Source organism: Nocardia sp. PE-7, assembly GCF_030486425.1.
In the GTDB taxonomy this organism is placed as follows: domain Bacteria; phylum Actinomycetota; class Actinomycetes; order Mycobacteriales; family Mycobacteriaceae; genus Nocardia; species Nocardia salmonicida_A.
In genome coordinates, this window is record NZ_CP129614.1 from 3,015,738 (window position 1) to 3,032,951 (window position 17,214).

Sequence of the window (17,214 nt, forward strand, 5' to 3'; positions counted from 1 at the left end):
GGTTGTGTGGGACTGGCGGTCTCAGTTATTCTCGGGTAACGGTGTGACGGCGCTAACAGGGCCGTGCGCGCCGCACGCGAACCGAGGAGGCACCGATGACGCTGACCGAATCGAGCCGTGGCGGACCCATTACCGAGGAGTACCGAGAGGCGCTGGCAACCCTGTCACAGGGGTCTGTCGACCGCCATTTCGATCCCTACCTCGATATCGACTGGGATTCGCCCGAGCTCGCCCTTGACCCGAACGACGTGCGGTGGGTTCTCTCGCCCGAGATCGACCCGCTCGGCGCGACACAGTGGTACCGCGATCAACCCCTGGACCGGCGCATCGCGATCGGCAAATGGCGCACAGCCAATTCGATCAAGGTGGGCGCCGCTTTCGAGAGCATCCTGATCCGCGGAATGATGCAATACATCATGAAGCTGCCGAACGGGTCACCCGAGTTCCGGTACTGCTTGCACGAGATGACCGAAGAGTGCAACCACATCCAGATGTTCCAGGAGCTGGTCAACCGCATCGACGTCGATGTGCCCGGCATGCGGCCGCTGTTTCGCGCGATGTCACCGCTGATCGGCGTGGCGGGCGGCTACGCCCACACCATCCTGTTCATCGGCATCCTCGGCGGCGAGGAACCGATCGATCACTATCAGAAGGCCGTGATCCGTGCGGGCGCGACCATGCCGCCGATGGTGTTGCGCACCATGGAGATCCACATCGCCGAGGAAGCGCGTCACATCTCCTTCGCCGGCGACTTCCTCACCGCGCATATCGGGCGGATGGGCAAGTTCAATCGTGGCGTCTGCTCGGTGGCCTTCCCGATCGCGATGCGCTGGCTGGCCAGCGAGATCATGGCGCCACCGCGTTCGTTCGAGCGCGAGTTCGATATTCCGCGCGAGGTCATCGAGCAGGCGTTCTGGAAGTCGGAGCATTCCCAGCAGATCCTGTCGGGCTACTTCGGCGATATGCGCAAACTGGCCAACGACCTCGGGCTGATGAACCCGACCGCCAAGTGGCTGTGGCGCAAGTTCGGCATCGACGGGCCCGTGTCGCGCTACCGCAGCGAGCCCGAACGCAGCGCTCGACGCGTCGCCTGAGCTGACGTCGCCGGCGATCAGTCGCCGGCGACCAGCTGGGTGATGATCTCGGTGAGTTGCTTGTCGGGGTCGAGGTTCAGGCCGTGGCGGCGGGCGACGCCGTCGACCACGTGCCAGGCGTAGGAGGCGACTTCCTCGATCAGCTGATCCCTGGTGAGCGCGGGATCGGGGTCGTTGGCCCAGCGGGTGACGGTGGCCTCGGTCATCGACACGATGGCGAAGGTCATCGTGTCGGCCGAGGCCTCGTCGGTCACGCCCACGACCCCGGCCAAGCCGGTGACGAGCGCCCTGGTCGAACCCGCGAGGGTGTCGATCAGCGCGCTCATCGCGTCGATATCGGGATCGGTCTCCGATGGACCCGTCCGCAGGAACTCGTGGAGCCGGGGATGGTCCTGGATCCAATCGACGACGCCGCCGATCGTACGAACCAGGATTTCGTGGATCGATCCCTCGGCGATGTCGAGGGCATCCTCGATGTCGGCGACGAACCGGTCTGCGATCTCGCTCCTGATCCGGCGATCGAGCTCGTCGCGGCCGGCGAATTGCCGGTAGACCACCGATTTCGCGAGCCCCGCGTGCTCGGCGATCTGGATGATCGGCACCTCGACGCCGGCGGGCGCCTGTTCGATCAGCTCGACCGCGGCCAGCACGATCCGCTCCCGGCGGCTGTCGTTGTGCGGCTGCCATCGGGCTTGCCTGCCGCTCACGGCGCTGGCGGGGTGTGACGCTGTGCTCGACACCCGCCCGAGTGTAGAGCAAGCATCGGTGGTTCAAACCCCTACCGGGGGACCGACACCGGATCGGTGCAACTGGCGAGCCCGTCGACGAGCGAGCACGCCGCGACGGGCCGCGTGGGCCGGTAGTCGGGGGCGACGCCGCCCGTCGCGGTGATCGCGCGGTAGGCGGCGACCGCGTCGGTGGGCGTGCGGGTAAGGGCCGGGTCGGTGAGTACGTCGACCGTGTAGAGGCCGAAACGTGGTGTGTAGGAGCCCCATTCGTAGTTGTCGGTGAGGCTCCAGTAGTTGTAGCCCATCAGCGGGATGCCGTCGGCGACGGCGCGTTGGAGCCAGTAGACGGTGTCGCGCAGCGAATCCGCCCGGGTGTAGCCGTCGGGGCGGGGGAGTCCGTTCTCGGTGGGGATGCCGTTCTCGACGATGTAGAGCGGGCGGCCGGGGAACTTCCGCGCGAAGTGGTCGAGCGCGTAGTAGATGCCTTCGGGTTGCAGCGGCATGGTCCAGAGGCGGCCCGGATCGGGAATCTGTAGCTGGGCGGGGGAGAAGCCGTAGTAGTAGTCGATGCCGATGTAGTCCAGGCGCGCCGAGATCCGGTCGAGCAGTGGTCCGCTGACCGCATCGTCGAAGGTGGGGATGTAGGCGACATTGCTGGTCACCTGGGCGCCGGGGTGTACGGCGTGGATGTAGTCGTAGATGCTGTTGTGCGCTTGGGCGATTCGTTCACCCATGGTCAGAACGTCGGCGGCCCCGATGCCGCCGTGGCGCAGATCGTTGACCAGATAGAAGGTCGGCTCGTTGAACGTCACCCACAGCGGATCCGCGTCGGCGAACCGGTCGACGACCACGCGCGCGTTCGACAGCCAGTTGGAGACGATCTCCGGATCGCGCCAGCCGCCGCGGTCGGCCGCCCAGCCCGGGTACACCCAGTGATCGAGCGTCAGCATCGGCCGCATCCCCGCCTCGGTGATCGCGCGGACGACGTCGTCGTAGAACGCGAGTGCCGCCTCGTCCCAGACCCCCGGTCGCGGTTGAACTCGGGCCCACTCGATGCCGATGCGGTACACGCGCACACCGAGATTCGCCGCGAGCGCGATATCGGAGCGGTAGCGATTCCGGAAGTCGACCGAATTCAGATAGGGATCGTCGGTGGCGCCGGATTCGACATATCGGCGCCAATTGCTGTCCGGCGCATCGCCTTCGGCCTGGAATCCGGAAGCTGCCACTCCCCAGAGGAATTCGGGCCCGAGTGGTGCCAGTTGGGCCGGCGCCGGTGGTCGGGCTAGGGCGGGGGAGGTGCTGGTCGTGAGCATGGCCGCGGCGGTGAGAGCAACTGCAGCGAGGATTCGGCGACCAGTGGGGGAGGGCATGGCACTCCTGGCGTCTCAGGGGAGGGGAGGGGAGTTCAGTGTGCGACATCGAGGTAGCTGCGCGGGGGAAGTGAGGCGGAGCGGCGGGCTTGGAGCCTGTCACAGGAAAAAATTACATGAAGTTACGTAGATATGCGCATCTATCTATGTTTCATCCTCCGTTTTCAATCCGCCCGAACCAGAAGACGACATGTCCAAACCAAACAACTACTCACCAGCAAGGACAGGGCAGGGGCTGTGTCAGGTCGTCAAATCAATGGCAACTGCGCGACCAGTGTCGAACCAGTACTCGTGCAACTCCCGGATCTTCGCCCGCGAGGGCATTCCGCGCAGGTGGAGGGCACATTCGCCGAAGTCCACCAGCACCACGGTGTCGCACAGCAGGGCACGTGCGGTGGCGAGTTCGTCGGGGTCGATGATCTCTCTGGCGGTTCCGTTGTGGGTACCGTCGAGCAGCTTCAGGGTGACGCGGGGGTCGGCACGGACATTGCGGAGCCAGGCATTGACCGCGTCGGGCTGCCGAACCGTCACGTGCGGCGGCATCAACTGCACCAGGTACGCCCGGTCGCCGTCGCGAAAGACCCGCACACACTTCGGGCGCGGTAGCCCGGTTTTGCGCCCCGTGGTGGTGAGGATGCCGTACCCGCGTGGGGTGCGGAGGCGAAAGAACGGCGCCATGCCCGCGCTGAGCAGCTTGCCGTCGCGGGGGCCGCGCACCAATCGGCCGTGTTTGCCGATCTCGGCTTCGGCTGCGGTACGCCGAGCTTCGTTTCGGGCTTCGTCCATGCCTTCATGGTCCGCTCGCGGTGTTCGCTCGTCCAGCACCTGGAGTGAGTTGCCTCTCAGCGCAGCATCGTGAGTGGGCGAACCCGGTTCGCTCGAGCCAGGATTCGGGGATGATTTTCAATCCCTTGCCGGGCTTTGCGCGCGTGTTCGCGACACAGCCCTGGGTGATGCGTGGCGCGGGTGTGGTCCTGCCGACCGAGAGGTTGTTGCGCAGGCTCAGTGGCGGTCGGTGGGGTGTACTCGACCTGGCCGGACTCCCATCGATCGAGATCACGGTGGTCGGACGCAAGTCGGGACAGCCGCGAACCACCTCGCTGCTGTGTGTGCCCGACGGTGACGGCTTCTATCTGGTCGGCTCGAACTGGGGCAAACCGGAGCATCCTGCGTGGTCGGCGAACCTGCGCGCGGCCCGCACGGCATCGGCCCGCTTCGGCGGCAGCTCCGCGTTCCCGGTGACCGTCAACGAGATCACCGGTGTCGAGCGCAAACGCGTGTGGGACCAGGCCGTCGAGTTCTGGCCGGGCTACGAGATGGAATTCCGGCTCTCGGGTGGGCGTGAGTTCCGCATTTTCCGACTCGACCGGATCGCCTGACCCCAGACCTCGGGGACCGCATGCTCGGCGTTCGCTAGCTGATACCTTGGGCGGCCAGGAGGAGCCTTGGCGCGGATCACCAGTCTTGATGTCGCTCGCGAAGCCGGAGTCTCACAGACGACGGTGAGTTTCGTACTGAACGGCAAGAACGAGTTCGGGATCGCGGAGACCACGCGGCGACGGGTTCTCGACACCGCACAGCGGCTCGGCTATGCGCCGTCGGCGGTAGCTCGGGCATTGCGCAGTGGCCGCAGCCGAGTCGTGGTGTTCCTGTTGGCCGATGCTCCGGTGTCGGAGCCGTTCGCGCGTTTCAAGCGCGAGGTAACGAGCGCTTTGCAAGCGCAGGGATTCACGTGCGTGTTCCTCGAGTTGACCGGGCTGGCGGGTGGGGTGAGTGCCGTGTGTCAACATCTGGACCCGGCCATCGTCGTTTCCGCGACAGCTCTTCCCGACGTGGACAAGCGGGCGTTGGTGAAGTCGGGGGTACCGGTCATCGATGGCGTTTCGGGGTCCGAGGATGCCTCGATCGCCGGACTCGATCAGCGCGAGATCGGGCGAGTACAGGTGCGGCACCTGGCTGATCGTGGCCATCAGGTGATCGGGTTCGCCGCGGTCGAAGCGCCACAGGATCAGCCGTTCTGTCTGCCCCGGTTGGAAGGCGCTCGCGAACAGTGCCGGCTGCTCGGGCTCGCGGAGCCGGTGGTGGCGAGCATGGATTATTCGCTGGACGGTGCCGCTGACGCGTTGACGCGGTGGGTCGAGAGCGAGCCGCCGGTGACGGCTGTGGCGGCGTTCAACGACGTGGTGGCCGTGGCGGTCATGGGTGCGTGCCGGTTGCGTGGCCTCGATGTTCCCGGCGATCTGGCGATCATCGGAGTAGACAGCGAGACGATCGGCACGCTGACGGTACCCACGCTGTCCACTGTCGGCATCGATCTGACGGTTCCCGCGAGGAGTCTCGCCGGCGCCATCGTCGACCTGGCGCAAGGCGGCGCGGCCACGGTGCGCGCGGTCGCGACGGATGCGCTGACATTGATTCACCGCGGGTCGTCCTAACCCTCCCGCGAGCACTACGACCGCCCAGTCATGGCTGTTCCGTGCTCAATTCACCCTTCGAAGATTCTCACTCACTGTTAGCCTCGTTCTACCTAATACGTATTAGTAGATCTTGCCGCTGTGATCAGGCAACGGCGATTTGTCGCACCCTGATTGCGGAATCGGTAGACGCCACCATCGCCAGATTCTGCGTAGCCCAACCGATTCGACCCAGAGGTGATCCGAACGATGCGCAACGTTGCATACCGTGCACTACTCCTTGCCACGGCGGGACTCCTGTTGTCCCCGGCGGCGCTGTCGTCCGCCGCACCGGCGGACCCTTCTCACCGCACCGGCGCCGAATTCGTCTCGATCGGCGACTCCTACATCGACAGCGGCTCCTTCGCGGGCTCGATCGTCGGACCGTGCATTCAGGCCACCGACAGCGTCGCACGACTCATCGCCGCGAAGATGCCGCAGACGAGCTTCGGCGACTGGGGCTGCGGAGGCGCCGGCACCGCCGACATCACGCAGGTTTCACCGATGGGCCCGCAGGTGCAGGGGTTGTCCGCCGCCACCGAGTTCGTCGCGGTCTCCATCGGCGGCAACGACGAGAACCTGTTCGTCTCGTTGATCAGCAACTGCTTCTTGGCCGCCACCTGCACGCAGGCCGTACTAGACCAGGCCGCGGACGCGCTCACGAGACTTCCGGCGCGACTGGACGTCGCGTACGCCGCGATCAGGCAACACGCCCCCAACGCCGAGGTCGCCGTGCTCGGCTATCTGAGCATCCTGCCCGAGGACCCCACCGGCTGCTTCATCGATGCGATCGCGGGCCCGATAGCCAACGCCTTCAACATCCGAGCGCAGAAAGCACTCAACGACACTGTCGCGGCGGCCGCGGACCGAGCGGGCTTCACCTTTGTCGATCCTGCCTCCGAAGGCGATCATTCGATCTGCGCCCCTGTCGGGCAACGCTATGTGTCGTTCGTCGGACTCGAGCCGGGAGAGGGAGGGACGTTCTTCCATCCCACTCGGCTGGGACGGGAGTACATGGCCGCGAAAGCGTATGCGGCCTTGACCGCCGATTGATACGTGAAAAGCGAAGGATCGTTTGCCTGCGGGTCGATCGGATTCAGAGGCCGAGTTTGGTGACGGCGTTGTCTTCGAGTGGGTTGGCGGTGCGGATGTAGCCGTGGACGGTGCGGGGGTTGGACCAGCGGCCCTGGCGCATGATCTCGCGGTCGCTGGCTCCGCCGAGGGCGGCTTGGGTGGCGAAGCCGGCGCGCAGGGAGTGCCCGGAGAACAGGTCGGGGTCCAGGCCGGCGCGCGCGGCGTAGCGTTTGACGAGTTCGGCGACGGCTCGGCCGGACAGGGCGGTGTCGCTGATCGAGCCGTGTCGGTTGATCGTGGGGAACAGCGGGCGGTTCTCGTCGGTGCTGAGCCGGGTTCCGGTGAAGCCGTGGCAGCGGTGGATCGTGGTGGGGGCCGCGAGGTTGTTCGTCGTCCAGGTACGTGCGCCCGCGTCGCCGGTGTCGGCGTGGACTTCCAGGAGTCGGACCCAGTCGGCGAAGGCGCAGATCGGGCAGGTTCGTGGGTGTTGGCCGCGAGGTAGGGCGATGCGCTGTTCGGCGACGCCGGTCGGGTCGGTCTTCGTTGTCGGCAGGTGCACGACGAGCAGCGGTTCGCCGGTGGTGTGGTCGGTGCGCACGTGCACGTCGCTGATGCGCAGGCCCGCGAGTTCGCTGCGCCGCAGGGCGCCGGCGAATCCGACCAGCAGTGCCAGCGCGTCGCGGCGGCGCGCGGGTTCGGTGGGCCACTCGGGTGCGGGGAGCTCGGCGAGGAGTTGGTCGAGGGTGTGCAGCAGGACCGGCCGTTTGCGGGTCGGTGGGGTGCGGCGGGTGCGACGGATACCGCGCAGGGTGAGCCGCACGACGTCGGAACGGGTCGGTGAGGGGAGCCCGTTGGCGGCGTGGACTGCGGCGATGGCGGCGGACTTGCGATCGAGGGTGGCCGGGCTGAACGCCCATGTGCCGTTTTCTCGTCGGGCGTCGGCGGAGGCGGCCAGGTAGACGGCGACGTCGAGTGGGTCGGCGGGGAGCGCCTGGCGCTGTTCGATCGCGCACCAGCCCGCCCAGGCGATCCAGTCTGTTCGATAGGCGCGCAGGGTGTTCGCCGATTGGGACGCTTCGAGATAGCGTCGCAGCGCGCCTGCTTGGTGGTCGTCGAAGCGTTCGCGGACCAGGCGTAGGGCGGCGGTGTCGACCAGGACGCTACGTACTCCGCGGCGTAGTTCGGTGCGGACCTGTTCGGGAAGCACCACCGATGCGTCGCTCAAACCTCGCCACTCCTCGCCCGAATCGCTCTGTCGCCGATGACTCCTGGCGTCGCAGCCTAGTCGTGCGCGGGTGTGATGGCGCGGTGACGCGGAGTCATCGGCGTGAGGTCACGGCATCTCTTCGAGCTCGGCGAGCTGGGTGTGGATGTAGGCGGCGAGCCGGTGTCGGGCCGCACCGGTGAGGAAACTGGTGTCGCCGAGGCGCGGGAAGTGCTCGTCGACCTCCTCGGTCGGTGCGCCGGTGGTGGCGGGCGCTTGGCTGACGAGCTCGAGTCGTACCGGATGTTGTTGGGGCAGAGGAACACTCGGTTCGTACGGCTCTGAGGTTACTGCTCCGGTACGTACCATGGATGAACCCTAACGTTTTGATTACGGCCGTTGCCAACATCACGGGCGAAGTAGTGATTACTCCCACGTTTTGTTCGATTTAGTTCATGACGCCCGGTCCAGGTGCTTTCGGCAGCCATCATGGGGCGATGAGGGCGGTCATCGGGGACACAGAGATTCAGTTCGTCGACTATCCTTTCGCGGGCGCATCGGTGTATCCCGATGGCGTGCTGGCGGTTTCGGAGATCGCCGATGCCGATCCGCGCGCGTTTCCGCCGGAACTTCGCACGGTCTCGGGGGAGACGCTGTTCGTGCTCGCGTCCGATGCGCCCGCCCTGGCCCAGTTCTGTCGTCGCACCGAGATCGTTGTGCGTCGTCGTGGCGATATCTGGGCCGATCTGCTGGAGCCGTTCCTCGACACGTCGTTCGACGACGAGGATCAGCGCGCTACCGAGGCTCGACTGCATCGGGCGGGGATCGCGCCGCCGGAGGTCGCCGACATCCGGGCGCGCGTCGAGCAGGCCATGATGTCGTACAACTTCGACAGCATGTTGTGGGAGTGGGTGCATCTGGGCCTGTACGACCTGTTGTCCGCGGCCAACGGCGTCCTGGTTCGGCCCGCGGCGCGAGCGACGCTCGGAGATCCCGCACAGCTGTACCGCTGGGCGATGGGGATTGCCGCGCGTACCGGTCCCGATCACGACGCGCGCGCTGCCGGACCTGGTTGAGCCGTCGCGGCGACGTATCCGGCGACCGGGCTCAATCGCAGGACGGCTGGCATCCGTCGGGTGATCGCTGGTGGGCCGGTGAACCTGATCCGTCCGGTGTGCTGGGCGTGGGTGAGCGGCATGCGCCCCAACCACACCTCGTACAGGCCCGCGACGTCGGCGTTGATGGTGACGTCGACGGGATAGCCGGGGTCTGTTTCGCACACCGAGGCGACGGCGGCTTCGACCACGATCCAGAACCGGCGGATGTCGTCGGTGAACCGGACATGCAGCACCTGGCGCCGTCCGGGCAGCATGGAGGTGTCGAGCCTGGTGTGCATCCACCACACCAGCAGTGCCGCGTCGAGCTCTTCTTCCTGCGGTTCGCCGAAGGTCCAGCGCGCACCCCATTCGCCGAGGCCGAACAGGATCGGCTCGAGTTGGCTGCCCGCTTCGGTGAGCAGGTGCTCGGTGCCGAGCTTCTCGATCAGTCCGGCGCGTTCGAACTGGCGCAGGCGTTTGGCGAGCAGGCTGCGGGAGAGGCCGGGTAGGCCGCGAGCGAGGTCGTTGAAGCGGGTGGTGCCGACGTACAGGTCGCGCAGGATGAGCAACGACCACCGTTCGCCGAGCACGTCGAGCGCGCGCGAGATCGGGCAGTACTGGCCGTAGCCTGCGGTCGTGGTTGTCATTGGTCACCTCACCGACGGGGTCCACTTTCAGGACCGGGAGAGTCCACTTTCTGGACTATCTGGTTATCGCGGCGCTTCCTACCTTCGAAACATGACTTCCACAATTTCTGACACCACGTCCAGCACCGACCGGGTCGCACTGGCCCGCGAGATCGGTGAAACCCTGCGTCTCGAGGTCCCCGAACGGGACCGCACCGGCGAGATCTCCGTCGCCGCGTTCGACCGGTTGCGGTCGAGCGGTCTGTCGGCGGCGCTCGTGCCGGTCGAGTTCGGCGGCGGGGGCGCTTCCCATCAGGAGATGGGGCAGATCCTGCGCGAACTCGGCCGCCACGATCCCTCGACAGCTGTCGCGTTCGCGATGCATTCGCATCTGGTGGCCGCGCAGGTGTGGCGGCACAACCATGGGGTGGACGCTTCGGCGGTGTTCGCGAAGGTGGCCGGCGGGGCGATCCTGGTCAGCACCGGGGCCTCGGATTGGGTCGAGTCCAACGGGCAGGCTGTGCGCGTCGACGGTGGGTATCGGGTGAGTGCGCGCAAGGCGCCCGCGAGTGGGTGTGAGGTCGGGGACGTGCTCGTCACCAGCGTTCGCTACGACGACGAGGTGCTGCATTTCGCGATCCCGTTGGCCGCCGCGGGGGTGAGCATCGACAAGACCTGGGATTCGTTCGGTCTGCGTGCGAGTGGCTCGCACACCGTCGTCCTCGACGACGTCTTCGTGCCCGACGCCGCGATCTCGATGACCCGCCCCGCCGGTCCGTGGCCGCCGGTGCTGAATGTGGTGATCGGCGCCGCCCTCCCGCTGGTGCTGGCAGCCTATCTCGGTGTCGCGGACGCGGCCGTCGATCTCACCGCACACCTGCTGGCGGGCCGTTCCGAGGCCCACACGATCCAGTCGGCCGGGGAGATGCTCAACGCCTACACCACCGCCGAGGACCTGGTCACCGCCATGTTCACCGACTCCGAGAACCTGAGTTTCCCCAACAGCGACAGCTACGCCGCGCGCACCCTGAGCCGCAAGACCGTCGCGTCCGACGCCCTCATCACCACCGTACGACTGGCCATCGAAACCACCGGCGGCGCAGGCTATTCCCGCGCCTGCGACCTCGAACGGCTCTACCGCGACATTCACGGCTGCCAGTTCCATCCCCTGCCCCGTGCCAAACAGACCCGCTTCAGCGGGCGAGTTCTGTTGGGGCACAACCCTCTCGGCTGAGGTGACGGGGTCATCTGTGGTGGATGACCCCTCGGCTACCCGTACAGGTGATCCGAGACGGTCGGGTCGTTGGCCAGCACGTAGTCGACGACGCTCCAGAACTCCGGCAGGCGAGGATGGACCAAACCGTCCGCGCGCGAGAGCACCACGCCGTGGACGTCGTCGGCCGATCCGTCCAGACACGCCTGGACCAGGGTCGCCGCAGGGTTCGGATTGTTCTGCACCGGCCCGACCCGGCACCCGAAAGTCACGTGATCGTCGGCGGTGTCGGAATCCCAGGTGCCCAAGATGACGTCGATCCAGGTGTCATGGGCCTGACCCGTGTGGTGGTAGCTGTTGGCGAAGTACGCCGCGTAAGCGATACCGTCGCGGGTGATCATGTTCCAGGTGCGCTCGATCGGCTCGTCGCAGCAGGGGCATTCGTATCGCGCGAACTGGCGCTCGTCCAGATCGGCGGCGAGTTCGGTGGGTTCCATGTCAGGCAGCCGCCAGGGTCGGTCGGTTCCCGAGATGCGAAATGGCGTGCTCGCGACGGGTTCGGTCGGGCATGTACACGTTTTCGGCGGCGAATTCCGCCGCCCGAGACCGCAGAAGATCTTGAATCACCGCCATATGATCCGCTACGTCGACGAATTTCGCATAGTCGACAGCACATCGACATGATTCGATCACCGGGTGTTGATGTTCGCGCAACCGTGGTGGCCGCTGACCTAGCGGCTGACCGAGTTGTGCTCGGCCGCCCCAGGGTGGCCGAATCTGTCGCGAAGACAGCTGTTCCGGCCCCGTGGCGGTCCCGAAAACAGGAGGACGACCATGATCGACAACGACAAATCCGCGGGAACCGGCGGATTCGGCGAGATTCTCGTCAGCTCGCGCTCACTCGGCGAGTACCAGGCGATGTTCGCGCTCACCGACAACGACCTCAGGCGCCGAATCCTGGACTGTCCGGGCGGTGCTGCGGGGTTCGCCGCCGAAGTCATGGAACGTGGTGGTGATGTAACTGCTTGCGACATAGCCTATTTCGACAACGGCGTCGAACGCGTTTCGGCCAAGGCGGTCGCCGAGGCAGACCGCGGCAACGACTACGTCCGCCGGCACGCCGACGCCTACCGCTGGACATTCTTCGCCGACCCCGACGAACACCGCCGCGCCCGCCGCGAGTCGGCCCAACACTTCGCCACCCACACCCGCACGTCCCCCGAGCGCTACATCCCGGCTCGTCTCCCCACACTCCCGTTCGCCGACAACACCTTCGACCTCGCCCTGAGCTCACACCTGCTCTTCAGCTACGCCGACGACCTGGACTACGCCTTCCACCACCAGGCGATCATCGAACTCGCGCGGGTCGCCACGACCGAAGTCCGACTGTTCCCCTTGACGCCCATCGGTTCGTCGGCACGGTACCCGGAACTCGATCAGTTGCTCGCGGATCTGTCGCACTGCGGTATCCGGGGCCGGATCGTGGAGGTCGAATACGAGTTTTAAGCGGGCGCGCACGAGATGCTGGTCTGCGAGGTGCCGACTTAGGCGCAGTGTCGATCTCGATGTCTGGTCGGGCGATTCAGTGTGACGGCTCGTCGCTGGCGCCCGTTCTCCGGTTGTGGTGGTCCAACAGCTTGGACAGCAACTCCGTCAGGTGTTCTCGTTCCAGGGGCGACAGCGGTTCGAGGAGTTCTTCTTGGCTTCGGGCGAGTTGTTTTTCCAGGCGGCGCAGTTGGCGTTTGCCCGGGGTGGTGAGGGAGATGACGTTGCGGCGGCGGTCGGTGGGGTCGGGGGTGCGTTCGACGAGGTTGTGGTCGGCGAGTTCGTTGATGGTGGCGACCATGTCGCTGACGTGGATGCCGCTGCGGCGGCCGAGGGCGGCTTGGCTGGCTGGGCCGAATTCGTCGAGGCTGGACAGGAGGCGGTAGTGGTAGCCGCGGGCGTCGGCGGCGGCGAAACCTTCGGTGACCAGGCGGTGGGCGTGGTTGCCGGTTTGGGTGAGTAGCCAGGTGGGCAGGTTTGCCCACCTGGCGAGGGTCGACTCGGGTGGGTGTTCCATGTGACAACTTTAACAAATCGTTTGTGCGACCAACGATCGAGATATCGTTGGTTGCACAAACGTTAGTCGACCCAACGTTGGGTCGACAAAGGAGTCGAGACCATGATCGAACCGTTCCGCGTCGACATCCCACAGGCTGATATCGACGACCTCAACAACCGACTCGCCCGCACCCGATGGCCCAACGAAATCGCCGACGCCGGCTGGGACTACGGCTTCCCGCTGGCGCGGCTGAAGGAACTCGCCGAATATTGGCGCACCGGCTACGACTGGCGAGCGCACGAGGCGAAACTCAACGAACTCGCGCACTTCACCACCGAAATCGACGGCCAGAACATCCATTTCGTCCACGTCCGCTCCCCGAAGCCGGATGCGCTTGCGCTGATCCTCACTCACGGTTGGCCCGGCTCGTTTCTCGAATTCCTCGACGTGATCGAACCGCTCTCGCGCGACTTCCACCTGGTGATCCCGTCCATCCCGGGCTACGGATTCTCCGGTCCGACCCGGGAACGCGGCTGGGATATCGTCCGCGTCGCGCGTGCCTGGGCCGAGTTGATGCGTCGGCTCGGCTACGAGCGCTACGGCGCGCAGGGCGGGGACTTCGGCTCGGGAATCTCCCAGTCGCTGGGCGCTCTGGCACCTGAAAACGTTGTGGGCGTCCACGTCAACTACCTACCGACCAGGCCGAACCCGCAGGTCGAACTCTCTGCCACCGACGAAGCGCGACTCGACAAGATCAAACAGCTCATGGTGAATCGCCCGCCCTACCAAGCATTACAAGCCGCCACGCCACAGACCATCGGCTACGCGCTCACCGACTCGCCCGTCGGCCAGCTCGCCTGGATCGCCGAACGTTTCGCGCAGTGGACCGACCCGCGCTCGCCGATCGACGACGACCGGATGCTCACCGACATCTCCCTGTACTGGCTCACCGCCACCGCGGCCTCTTCGGCACGGCTACATCGGGAGTCCGCGCGGGGGAGCGAGCCGTGTCCGGTACCCCTGGGCGTCGCGGTATTCGCCCACGACATCACCCAATCGGTGCGCCCGCTGGCCGAGCAGCTCTACGACATCAGGCACTGGTCGGAATTCGACCGCGGCGGTCACTTCGCCGCGATGGAGGTGCCGGACCTGCTCGCCGCAGACATCCGGGAGTTCTTCCTGCACGGCATCCAGTGAGTTCGAGGCGTCACCGCCGCGACTCGCTCCGGTCAGAAATATGACAAGAGATGTCAGGGTATGGGTCGAGGATGGGATTCACCGGTTGGTACACCACTGAGAGATAAGGGACCTCCTTGCGTGAAACTTCAGAAGATCTCGCAGAGCTTCAGGCGCTGCTCGACGCCTCACTGTCCAGCGCCACCTCGCACCTGCGCTCGATCATCGTTGGTGAGAACACGCTGACCGCAGAGCAGCTCGCCCAGACCCTCACGGGTATGTGCACGCTTGCCCTGTCCACGGTGACAGCGAAGGGTGAACCGCGGATCAGCGCTGTGGACGGACACTTTTTGCACGGACGGTGGCACTTCGGTACGGCGCGCACCGCTGCGAAGGCGCGCCACCTCGCAGCGCGACCGGCAGCCAGCGTCGCGCACCTACGTGGTGAGAACTTGGGTGTGTTCACGCACGGCGCGGTCGAGGTCCTCAACCCGCTGGTCGGTGAGCCTTGCGCAGAGTGGCCAGAACTGCGCGCGTACTTCCAGGACTTCTACGGCGACGACGCCTTCGACTGGGACAGCGAGGTGGTCTACTACCGGCTGCGTCCGCACTGGATGACCGTCTACGCACCCGACATCACCAGGCTCGCTACCTGATTTTCGGGGCATCGGTAGCTCCGCTGAAACTCAGGGTTGCGCTATACGTATACATCTACTTATAGTGAGAGCACACAATGTACGTATACATCTACGTATAGCCTTCGCAACCTAGGAGTACAGATGCCCACTTTCCAGACGTCGCAGCCCATCTCCGTCGCCGTTGATGTGGCCTGCGGTGATATCACCGTGGTCGCCGCCGACCGAACCGACGCTGTAGTCGAGGTCCGACCGGCCGACGCCTCCAGCAAAGCGGATGTGCGTGCCGCCGAACAGATTCAGGTCGAGTTCACCGGTGGCAAGCTGACGGTCGAGTCCCCCAAGAAGTGGAAGACCTTCACGCCCTTCGGCGGCAACCCGACGGTCTCGGTGACCGTCGAGGTGCCGATCGGCTCCGTGCTCGACGCGACCGTCGCCATGGGTCGCCTGATCAGTGCCGGCGAGTTCGACCAGTGCGAGCTCGAGGTATCCGCCGGCGACATCGTGGTCGAGCGCCCGGGTGGTTCGGTGACCGCGAAGACCGCCAAGGGCAACATCCGCGTCGACGAGGCCGCGCGCGGGGTGCTCCGACTGGAGACCTCGATGGGCGATCTCGAGGTGGGGATCCGGCCGGGCAGCGCGGCGCGGCTGGAGACCAACGCGCTGTACGGCAGCGTGCAGAACCGGATGGAGCCCGTGGGCCCCTCGCAGGGGAGCGGGGATTCTGTGCAGGTATTCGCGCGCAACCTCTACGGGAACGTCACCGTGGGGCACGGAACTCTCGTGTGATGCAGGCTTCACTGCCACCTCGGCAGTGATCGCCTGGCCGACCGGAGGCACACGATGGGCCACCCATCGCTCCGGAACGCCGCGTTCGGTGCGACAACAGCCGACCATCTTCTGGTGGTCGGCTGCTGTTTGTCGTCGACATGTTGGTCTGAACCGCATCGCCACCGACGGCCGAGACATCTGTCCTGTTGTGCGAAAAGACATTTTATGGCTCCCGCGACCTGCGGTTAGCGTCGAATTCATGGATTGGAATTTCGCGTCGGCCGAAGAACTCCTGACCGCCTTGCGTGCCGGTGAGGTGACATCGGTGCAACTGACCGAGCAGGCGATCGCCCGAATCGAGCGTGACGACGAGGCGATCAACGCGATCTGTGTGCGGGACTTCGAGCGTGCTCGGGTCGCCGCGCGTCGGGCCGATCAGGCGCGTGCAGGGGGTGAGAATCGGCCGCTGCTCGGTGTTCCGGTGACGGTCAAGGAGTCCTACAACATGGCTGGGCTGCCCACGACCTGGGGCGTGCCGCAGAACAAGGACTTTGTGCCTGCCGAGGACGCGATACAGGTGTCGCGGCTGGCAGTCGCCGGAGCGGTGATGCTAGGCAAGACCAATGTGCCGTTGGGACTGCGAGATGTGCAGAGCTTCAACGAGATCTACGGCACCACCAACAACCCGTGGGATCACAGCCGGACGCCGGGTGGATCTTCCGGCGGATCATCGGCGGCTCTGGCCTCGGGATTCGGCGCGCTGTCCATCGGCTCCGACATCGGCGGTTCGCTGCGCACTCCCGCGCATTTCTGCGGCATCTACGCGCACAAGCCGACTCTCGGGCTGGCCGCGAATCGCGGAATGGTCGCGCCGCCCGCGCCGGCTTCGCCGGTCGACCTCGACCTCGCCGTTGTCGGTCCGATGGCGCGCACCGCCCGCGATCTCACGATGCTCCTCGATGTCATGGCCGGGCCCGACCCACTGACGCTCGGGAAGGCCTACGAGTTGACGCTGCCGCCCGCGCGCCATGAGCGGCTCGACGATTTCCGGGTTCTTGTCCTCGACGAGCATCCGCTCATCGGGACCGGGATCGCGGTTCGGGCAGGGGTGAATCGGGTCGCCGACGCGCTCGTCGACAGTGGTGCCCGCGTCGAACGGCACAGCGCGTTGCTGCCCGATCTTGCCGAAGCCGCGACGATCTATATGCAGTTGCTGTTCGCGGGCTCGGGCGCAGGGCTTCCCGTCGAAGCGTACGAACAACTTCGGACCCAGGCCGCCGAACTGAGCACCCACGACCAGAGTCTCGGTGCGACGAGGCTGCGCGGCATGGCCTTCACCCACCGCGACTGGGTCGAGGCGAACAACCGCCGCGAACTCCACCGCCACGGCTGGCGCGAACTCTTCGCCGAGTTCGACGCCGTGGTGTGCCCGATCACCCCGACTCCCGCATTCCCGCACGACCACGATCCCGATCTGCTGGGACGCCACATCGACATCGACGGCGTCGAATACCCCTACCTCGACCAACTCGTCTGGGCCGGTCTGGCCACCATGCCCGGCCTACCCGCCACCGCCATCCCGACCGGGCTGTCACCCGAGGGGCTGCCGGTGGGAGTGCAGCTCATCGGTCCGATGTTCGAAGACCGCACCCCGCTGCGGCTGGCCGAATTGCTGGAGCAGAAGATCGGCGGGTTCCGAGCACCCCCGCGTGAGTAGGTTCGAGAC

Annotated in this window: 19 protein-coding genes; 11 read left to right on the top strand and 8 right to left on the bottom strand. The window is 65.9% G+C overall.

Going from position 1 to position 17,214, the window contains the following annotated elements; genetic code table 11:
* Positions 1-95 precede the first annotated feature (95 nt).
* Positions 96-1,094, top strand: coding sequence for an AurF N-oxygenase family protein (locus QX204_RS14135; protein WP_301907246.1), 999 nt, complete (start codon positions 96-98; stop codon positions 1,092-1,094).
* A 17-nt stretch (positions 1,095-1,111) separates the two neighbouring features.
* Here the strand turns inward: QX204_RS14135 and QX204_RS14140 are convergent, their stop codons facing one another.
* The 3 genes from QX204_RS14140 to QX204_RS14150 form a co-directional block, all read right to left on the bottom strand.
* Positions 1,112-1,834, bottom strand: coding sequence for a TetR/AcrR family transcriptional regulator (locus tag QX204_RS14140; protein WP_301907248.1), 723 nt, complete (start codon positions 1,832-1,834; stop codon positions 1,112-1,114).
* 38 nt (positions 1,835-1,872) lie between these two features.
* Positions 1,873-3,195 (bottom strand): family 1 glycosylhydrolase, encoded by a 1,323-nt coding sequence (locus QX204_RS14145; RefSeq protein ID WP_301907250.1) that lies wholly within the window; start codon positions 3,193-3,195, stop codon positions 1,873-1,875.
* A gap of 240 nt (positions 3,196-3,435) precedes the next feature.
* The gene (locus QX204_RS14150) at positions 3,436-3,981 is read right to left on the bottom strand and encodes a nitroreductase/quinone reductase family protein (RefSeq protein WP_301907252.1); all 546 of its coding nucleotides are present in this window, start codon (positions 3,979-3,981) and stop codon (positions 3,436-3,438) included.
* A gap of 110 nt (positions 3,982-4,091) precedes the next feature.
* Between QX204_RS14150 and QX204_RS14155 the strand changes: the two genes are divergently transcribed.
* The 3 genes from QX204_RS14155 to QX204_RS14165 all read left to right on the top strand — a co-directional run bounded on the left by QX204_RS14155 (position 4,092) and on the right by QX204_RS14165 (position 6,701).
* Positions 4,092-4,574 (top strand): nitroreductase family deazaflavin-dependent oxidoreductase, encoded by a 483-nt coding sequence (locus QX204_RS14155; protein ID WP_301907254.1) that lies wholly within the window; start codon positions 4,092-4,094, stop codon positions 4,572-4,574.
* A 123-nt stretch (positions 4,575-4,697) separates the two neighbouring features.
* Entirely contained in the window at positions 4,698-5,630 is a 933-nt protein-coding gene (locus QX204_RS14160) for a LacI family DNA-binding transcriptional regulator (protein WP_301907256.1), read from the top strand.
* A gap of 228 nt (positions 5,631-5,858) precedes the next feature.
* Positions 5,859-6,701, top strand: a complete 843-nt coding sequence (locus QX204_RS14165; protein WP_301907257.1) for an SGNH/GDSL hydrolase family protein — start codon at positions 5,859-5,861, stop codon at positions 6,699-6,701.
* Between the two features lie 43 nt (positions 6,702-6,744).
* Here the strand turns inward: QX204_RS14165 and QX204_RS14170 are convergent, their stop codons facing one another.
* Positions 6,745-7,947, bottom strand: a complete 1,203-nt coding sequence (locus tag QX204_RS14170; RefSeq protein ID WP_301907258.1) for a site-specific integrase — start codon at positions 7,945-7,947, stop codon at positions 6,745-6,747.
* Positions 7,948-8,055: 108 nt separating this feature from the next.
* The gene (locus tag QX204_RS14175; protein WP_301907259.1) at positions 8,056-8,295 is read right to left on the bottom strand and encodes a hypothetical protein; all 240 of its coding nucleotides are present in this window, start codon (positions 8,293-8,295) and stop codon (positions 8,056-8,058) included.
* A gap of 128 nt (positions 8,296-8,423) precedes the next feature.
* Here QX204_RS14175 and QX204_RS14180 point away from each other — a divergent pair, with 128 nt between their 5' ends.
* A complete protein-coding gene (locus QX204_RS14180) occupies positions 8,424-9,002 on the top strand; it encodes a hypothetical protein (RefSeq protein WP_301907260.1) in 579 nt (192 codons plus the stop codon).
* On the opposite strand, the gene QX204_RS14185 is transcribed toward QX204_RS14180, so the two are convergent.
* Entirely contained in the window at positions 8,972-9,670 is a 699-nt protein-coding gene (locus tag QX204_RS14185; RefSeq protein ID WP_301907261.1) for an HxlR-like winged helix-turn-helix transcriptional regulator, read from the bottom strand. The genes QX204_RS14180 and QX204_RS14185 overlap by 31 nt on opposite strands.
* Positions 9,671-9,761: 91 nt before the next feature.
* On the opposite strand from QX204_RS14185, the gene QX204_RS14190 reads away from it, so the two are divergent.
* On the top strand, positions 9,762-10,883 hold the full coding sequence (locus QX204_RS14190; protein ID WP_301907262.1) for an acyl-CoA dehydrogenase family protein: 1,122 nt from the start codon (positions 9,762-9,764) through the stop codon (positions 10,881-10,883).
* Positions 10,884-10,918: 35 nt separating this feature from the next.
* Here the strand turns inward: QX204_RS14190 and QX204_RS14195 are convergent, their stop codons facing one another.
* Positions 10,919-11,359: a hypothetical protein gene (locus tag QX204_RS14195; protein WP_301907263.1), complete on the bottom strand. Its 441-nt coding sequence runs from the start codon at positions 11,357-11,359 to the stop codon at positions 10,919-10,921.
* Between the two features lie 337 nt (positions 11,360-11,696).
* Between QX204_RS14195 and QX204_RS14200 the strand changes: the two genes are divergently transcribed.
* Positions 11,697-12,368: a methyltransferase domain-containing protein gene (locus QX204_RS14200; RefSeq protein ID WP_301907264.1), complete on the top strand. Its 672-nt coding sequence runs from the start codon at positions 11,697-11,699 to the stop codon at positions 12,366-12,368.
* Positions 12,369-12,444: 76 nt separating this feature from the next.
* Here the strand turns inward: QX204_RS14200 and QX204_RS14205 are convergent, their stop codons facing one another.
* A complete protein-coding gene (locus tag QX204_RS14205) occupies positions 12,445-12,924 on the bottom strand; it encodes a MarR family winged helix-turn-helix transcriptional regulator (RefSeq protein WP_301907266.1) in 480 nt (159 codons plus the stop codon).
* 102 nt (positions 12,925-13,026) lie between these two features.
* On the opposite strand from QX204_RS14205, the gene QX204_RS14210 reads away from it, so the two are divergent.
* From QX204_RS14210 to QX204_RS14225, 4 genes are all read left to right on the top strand, one after another.
* A complete protein-coding gene (locus QX204_RS14210; protein WP_301907267.1) occupies positions 13,027-14,103 on the top strand; it encodes an epoxide hydrolase family protein in 1,077 nt (358 codons plus the stop codon).
* A gap of 116 nt (positions 14,104-14,219) precedes the next feature.
* Positions 14,220-14,738, top strand: coding sequence for a pyridoxamine 5'-phosphate oxidase family protein (locus QX204_RS14215; protein WP_301907268.1), 519 nt, complete (start codon positions 14,220-14,222; stop codon positions 14,736-14,738).
* Positions 14,739-14,861: 123 nt separating this feature from the next.
* Positions 14,862-15,506 carry a GIN domain-containing protein gene (locus QX204_RS14220; protein ID WP_301907270.1) on the top strand — a complete coding sequence of 215 codons (645 nt, stop codon included), beginning with the start codon at positions 14,862-14,864 and terminating at the stop codon, positions 15,504-15,506.
* A gap of 241 nt (positions 15,507-15,747) precedes the next feature.
* Positions 15,748-17,205 carry an amidase gene (locus QX204_RS14225; protein ID WP_301907271.1) on the top strand — a complete coding sequence of 486 codons (1,458 nt, stop codon included), beginning with the start codon at positions 15,748-15,750 and terminating at the stop codon, positions 17,203-17,205.
* Positions 17,206-17,214 lie beyond the last annotated feature (9 nt).

Excerpts from the sequence above, each read along its gene's own strand:
- QX204_RS14145 (WP_301907250.1), bottom strand. The coding sequence starts at position 3,195 with ATGCCCTCCCCCACTGGTCGCCGAATCCTCGCTGCAGTTGCTCTCACC.
- QX204_RS14185 (WP_301907261.1), bottom strand. The coding sequence starts at position 9,670 with ATGACAACCACGACCGCAGGCTACGGCCAGTACTGCCCGATCTCGCGC.
- QX204_RS14205 (WP_301907266.1), bottom strand. The coding sequence starts at position 12,924 with ATGGAACACCCACCCGAGTCGACCCTCGCCAGGTGGGCAAACCTGCCC.
- QX204_RS14190 (WP_301907262.1), top strand. The coding sequence starts at position 9,762 with ATGACTTCCACAATTTCTGACACCACGTCCAGCACCGACCGGGTCGCA.
- QX204_RS14200 (WP_301907264.1), top strand. The coding sequence starts at position 11,697 with ATGATCGACAACGACAAATCCGCGGGAACCGGCGGATTCGGCGAGATT.
- QX204_RS14165 (WP_301907257.1), top strand. The coding sequence starts at position 5,859 with ATGCGCAACGTTGCATACCGTGCACTACTCCTTGCCACGGCGGGACTC.
- QX204_RS14135 (WP_301907246.1), top strand. The coding sequence starts at position 96 with ATGACGCTGACCGAATCGAGCCGTGGCGGACCCATTACCGAGGAGTAC.
- QX204_RS14225 (WP_301907271.1), top strand. The coding sequence starts at position 15,748 with ATGGATTGGAATTTCGCGTCGGCCGAAGAACTCCTGACCGCCTTGCGT.
- QX204_RS14180 (WP_301907260.1), top strand. The coding sequence starts at position 8,424 with ATGAGGGCGGTCATCGGGGACACAGAGATTCAGTTCGTCGACTATCCT.
- QX204_RS14210 (WP_301907267.1), top strand. The coding sequence starts at position 13,027 with ATGATCGAACCGTTCCGCGTCGACATCCCACAGGCTGATATCGACGAC.
- QX204_RS14155 (WP_301907254.1), top strand. The coding sequence starts at position 4,092 with ATGATTTTCAATCCCTTGCCGGGCTTTGCGCGCGTGTTCGCGACACAG.
- QX204_RS14150 (WP_301907252.1), bottom strand. The coding sequence starts at position 3,981 with ATGGACGAAGCCCGAAACGAAGCTCGGCGTACCGCAGCCGAAGCCGAG.
- QX204_RS14195 (WP_301907263.1), bottom strand. The coding sequence starts at position 11,359 with ATGGAACCCACCGAACTCGCCGCCGATCTGGACGAGCGCCAGTTCGCG.
- QX204_RS14220 (WP_301907270.1), top strand. The coding sequence starts at position 14,862 with ATGCCCACTTTCCAGACGTCGCAGCCCATCTCCGTCGCCGTTGATGTG.
- QX204_RS14175 (WP_301907259.1), bottom strand. The coding sequence starts at position 8,295 with ATGGTACGTACCGGAGCAGTAACCTCAGAGCCGTACGAACCGAGTGTT.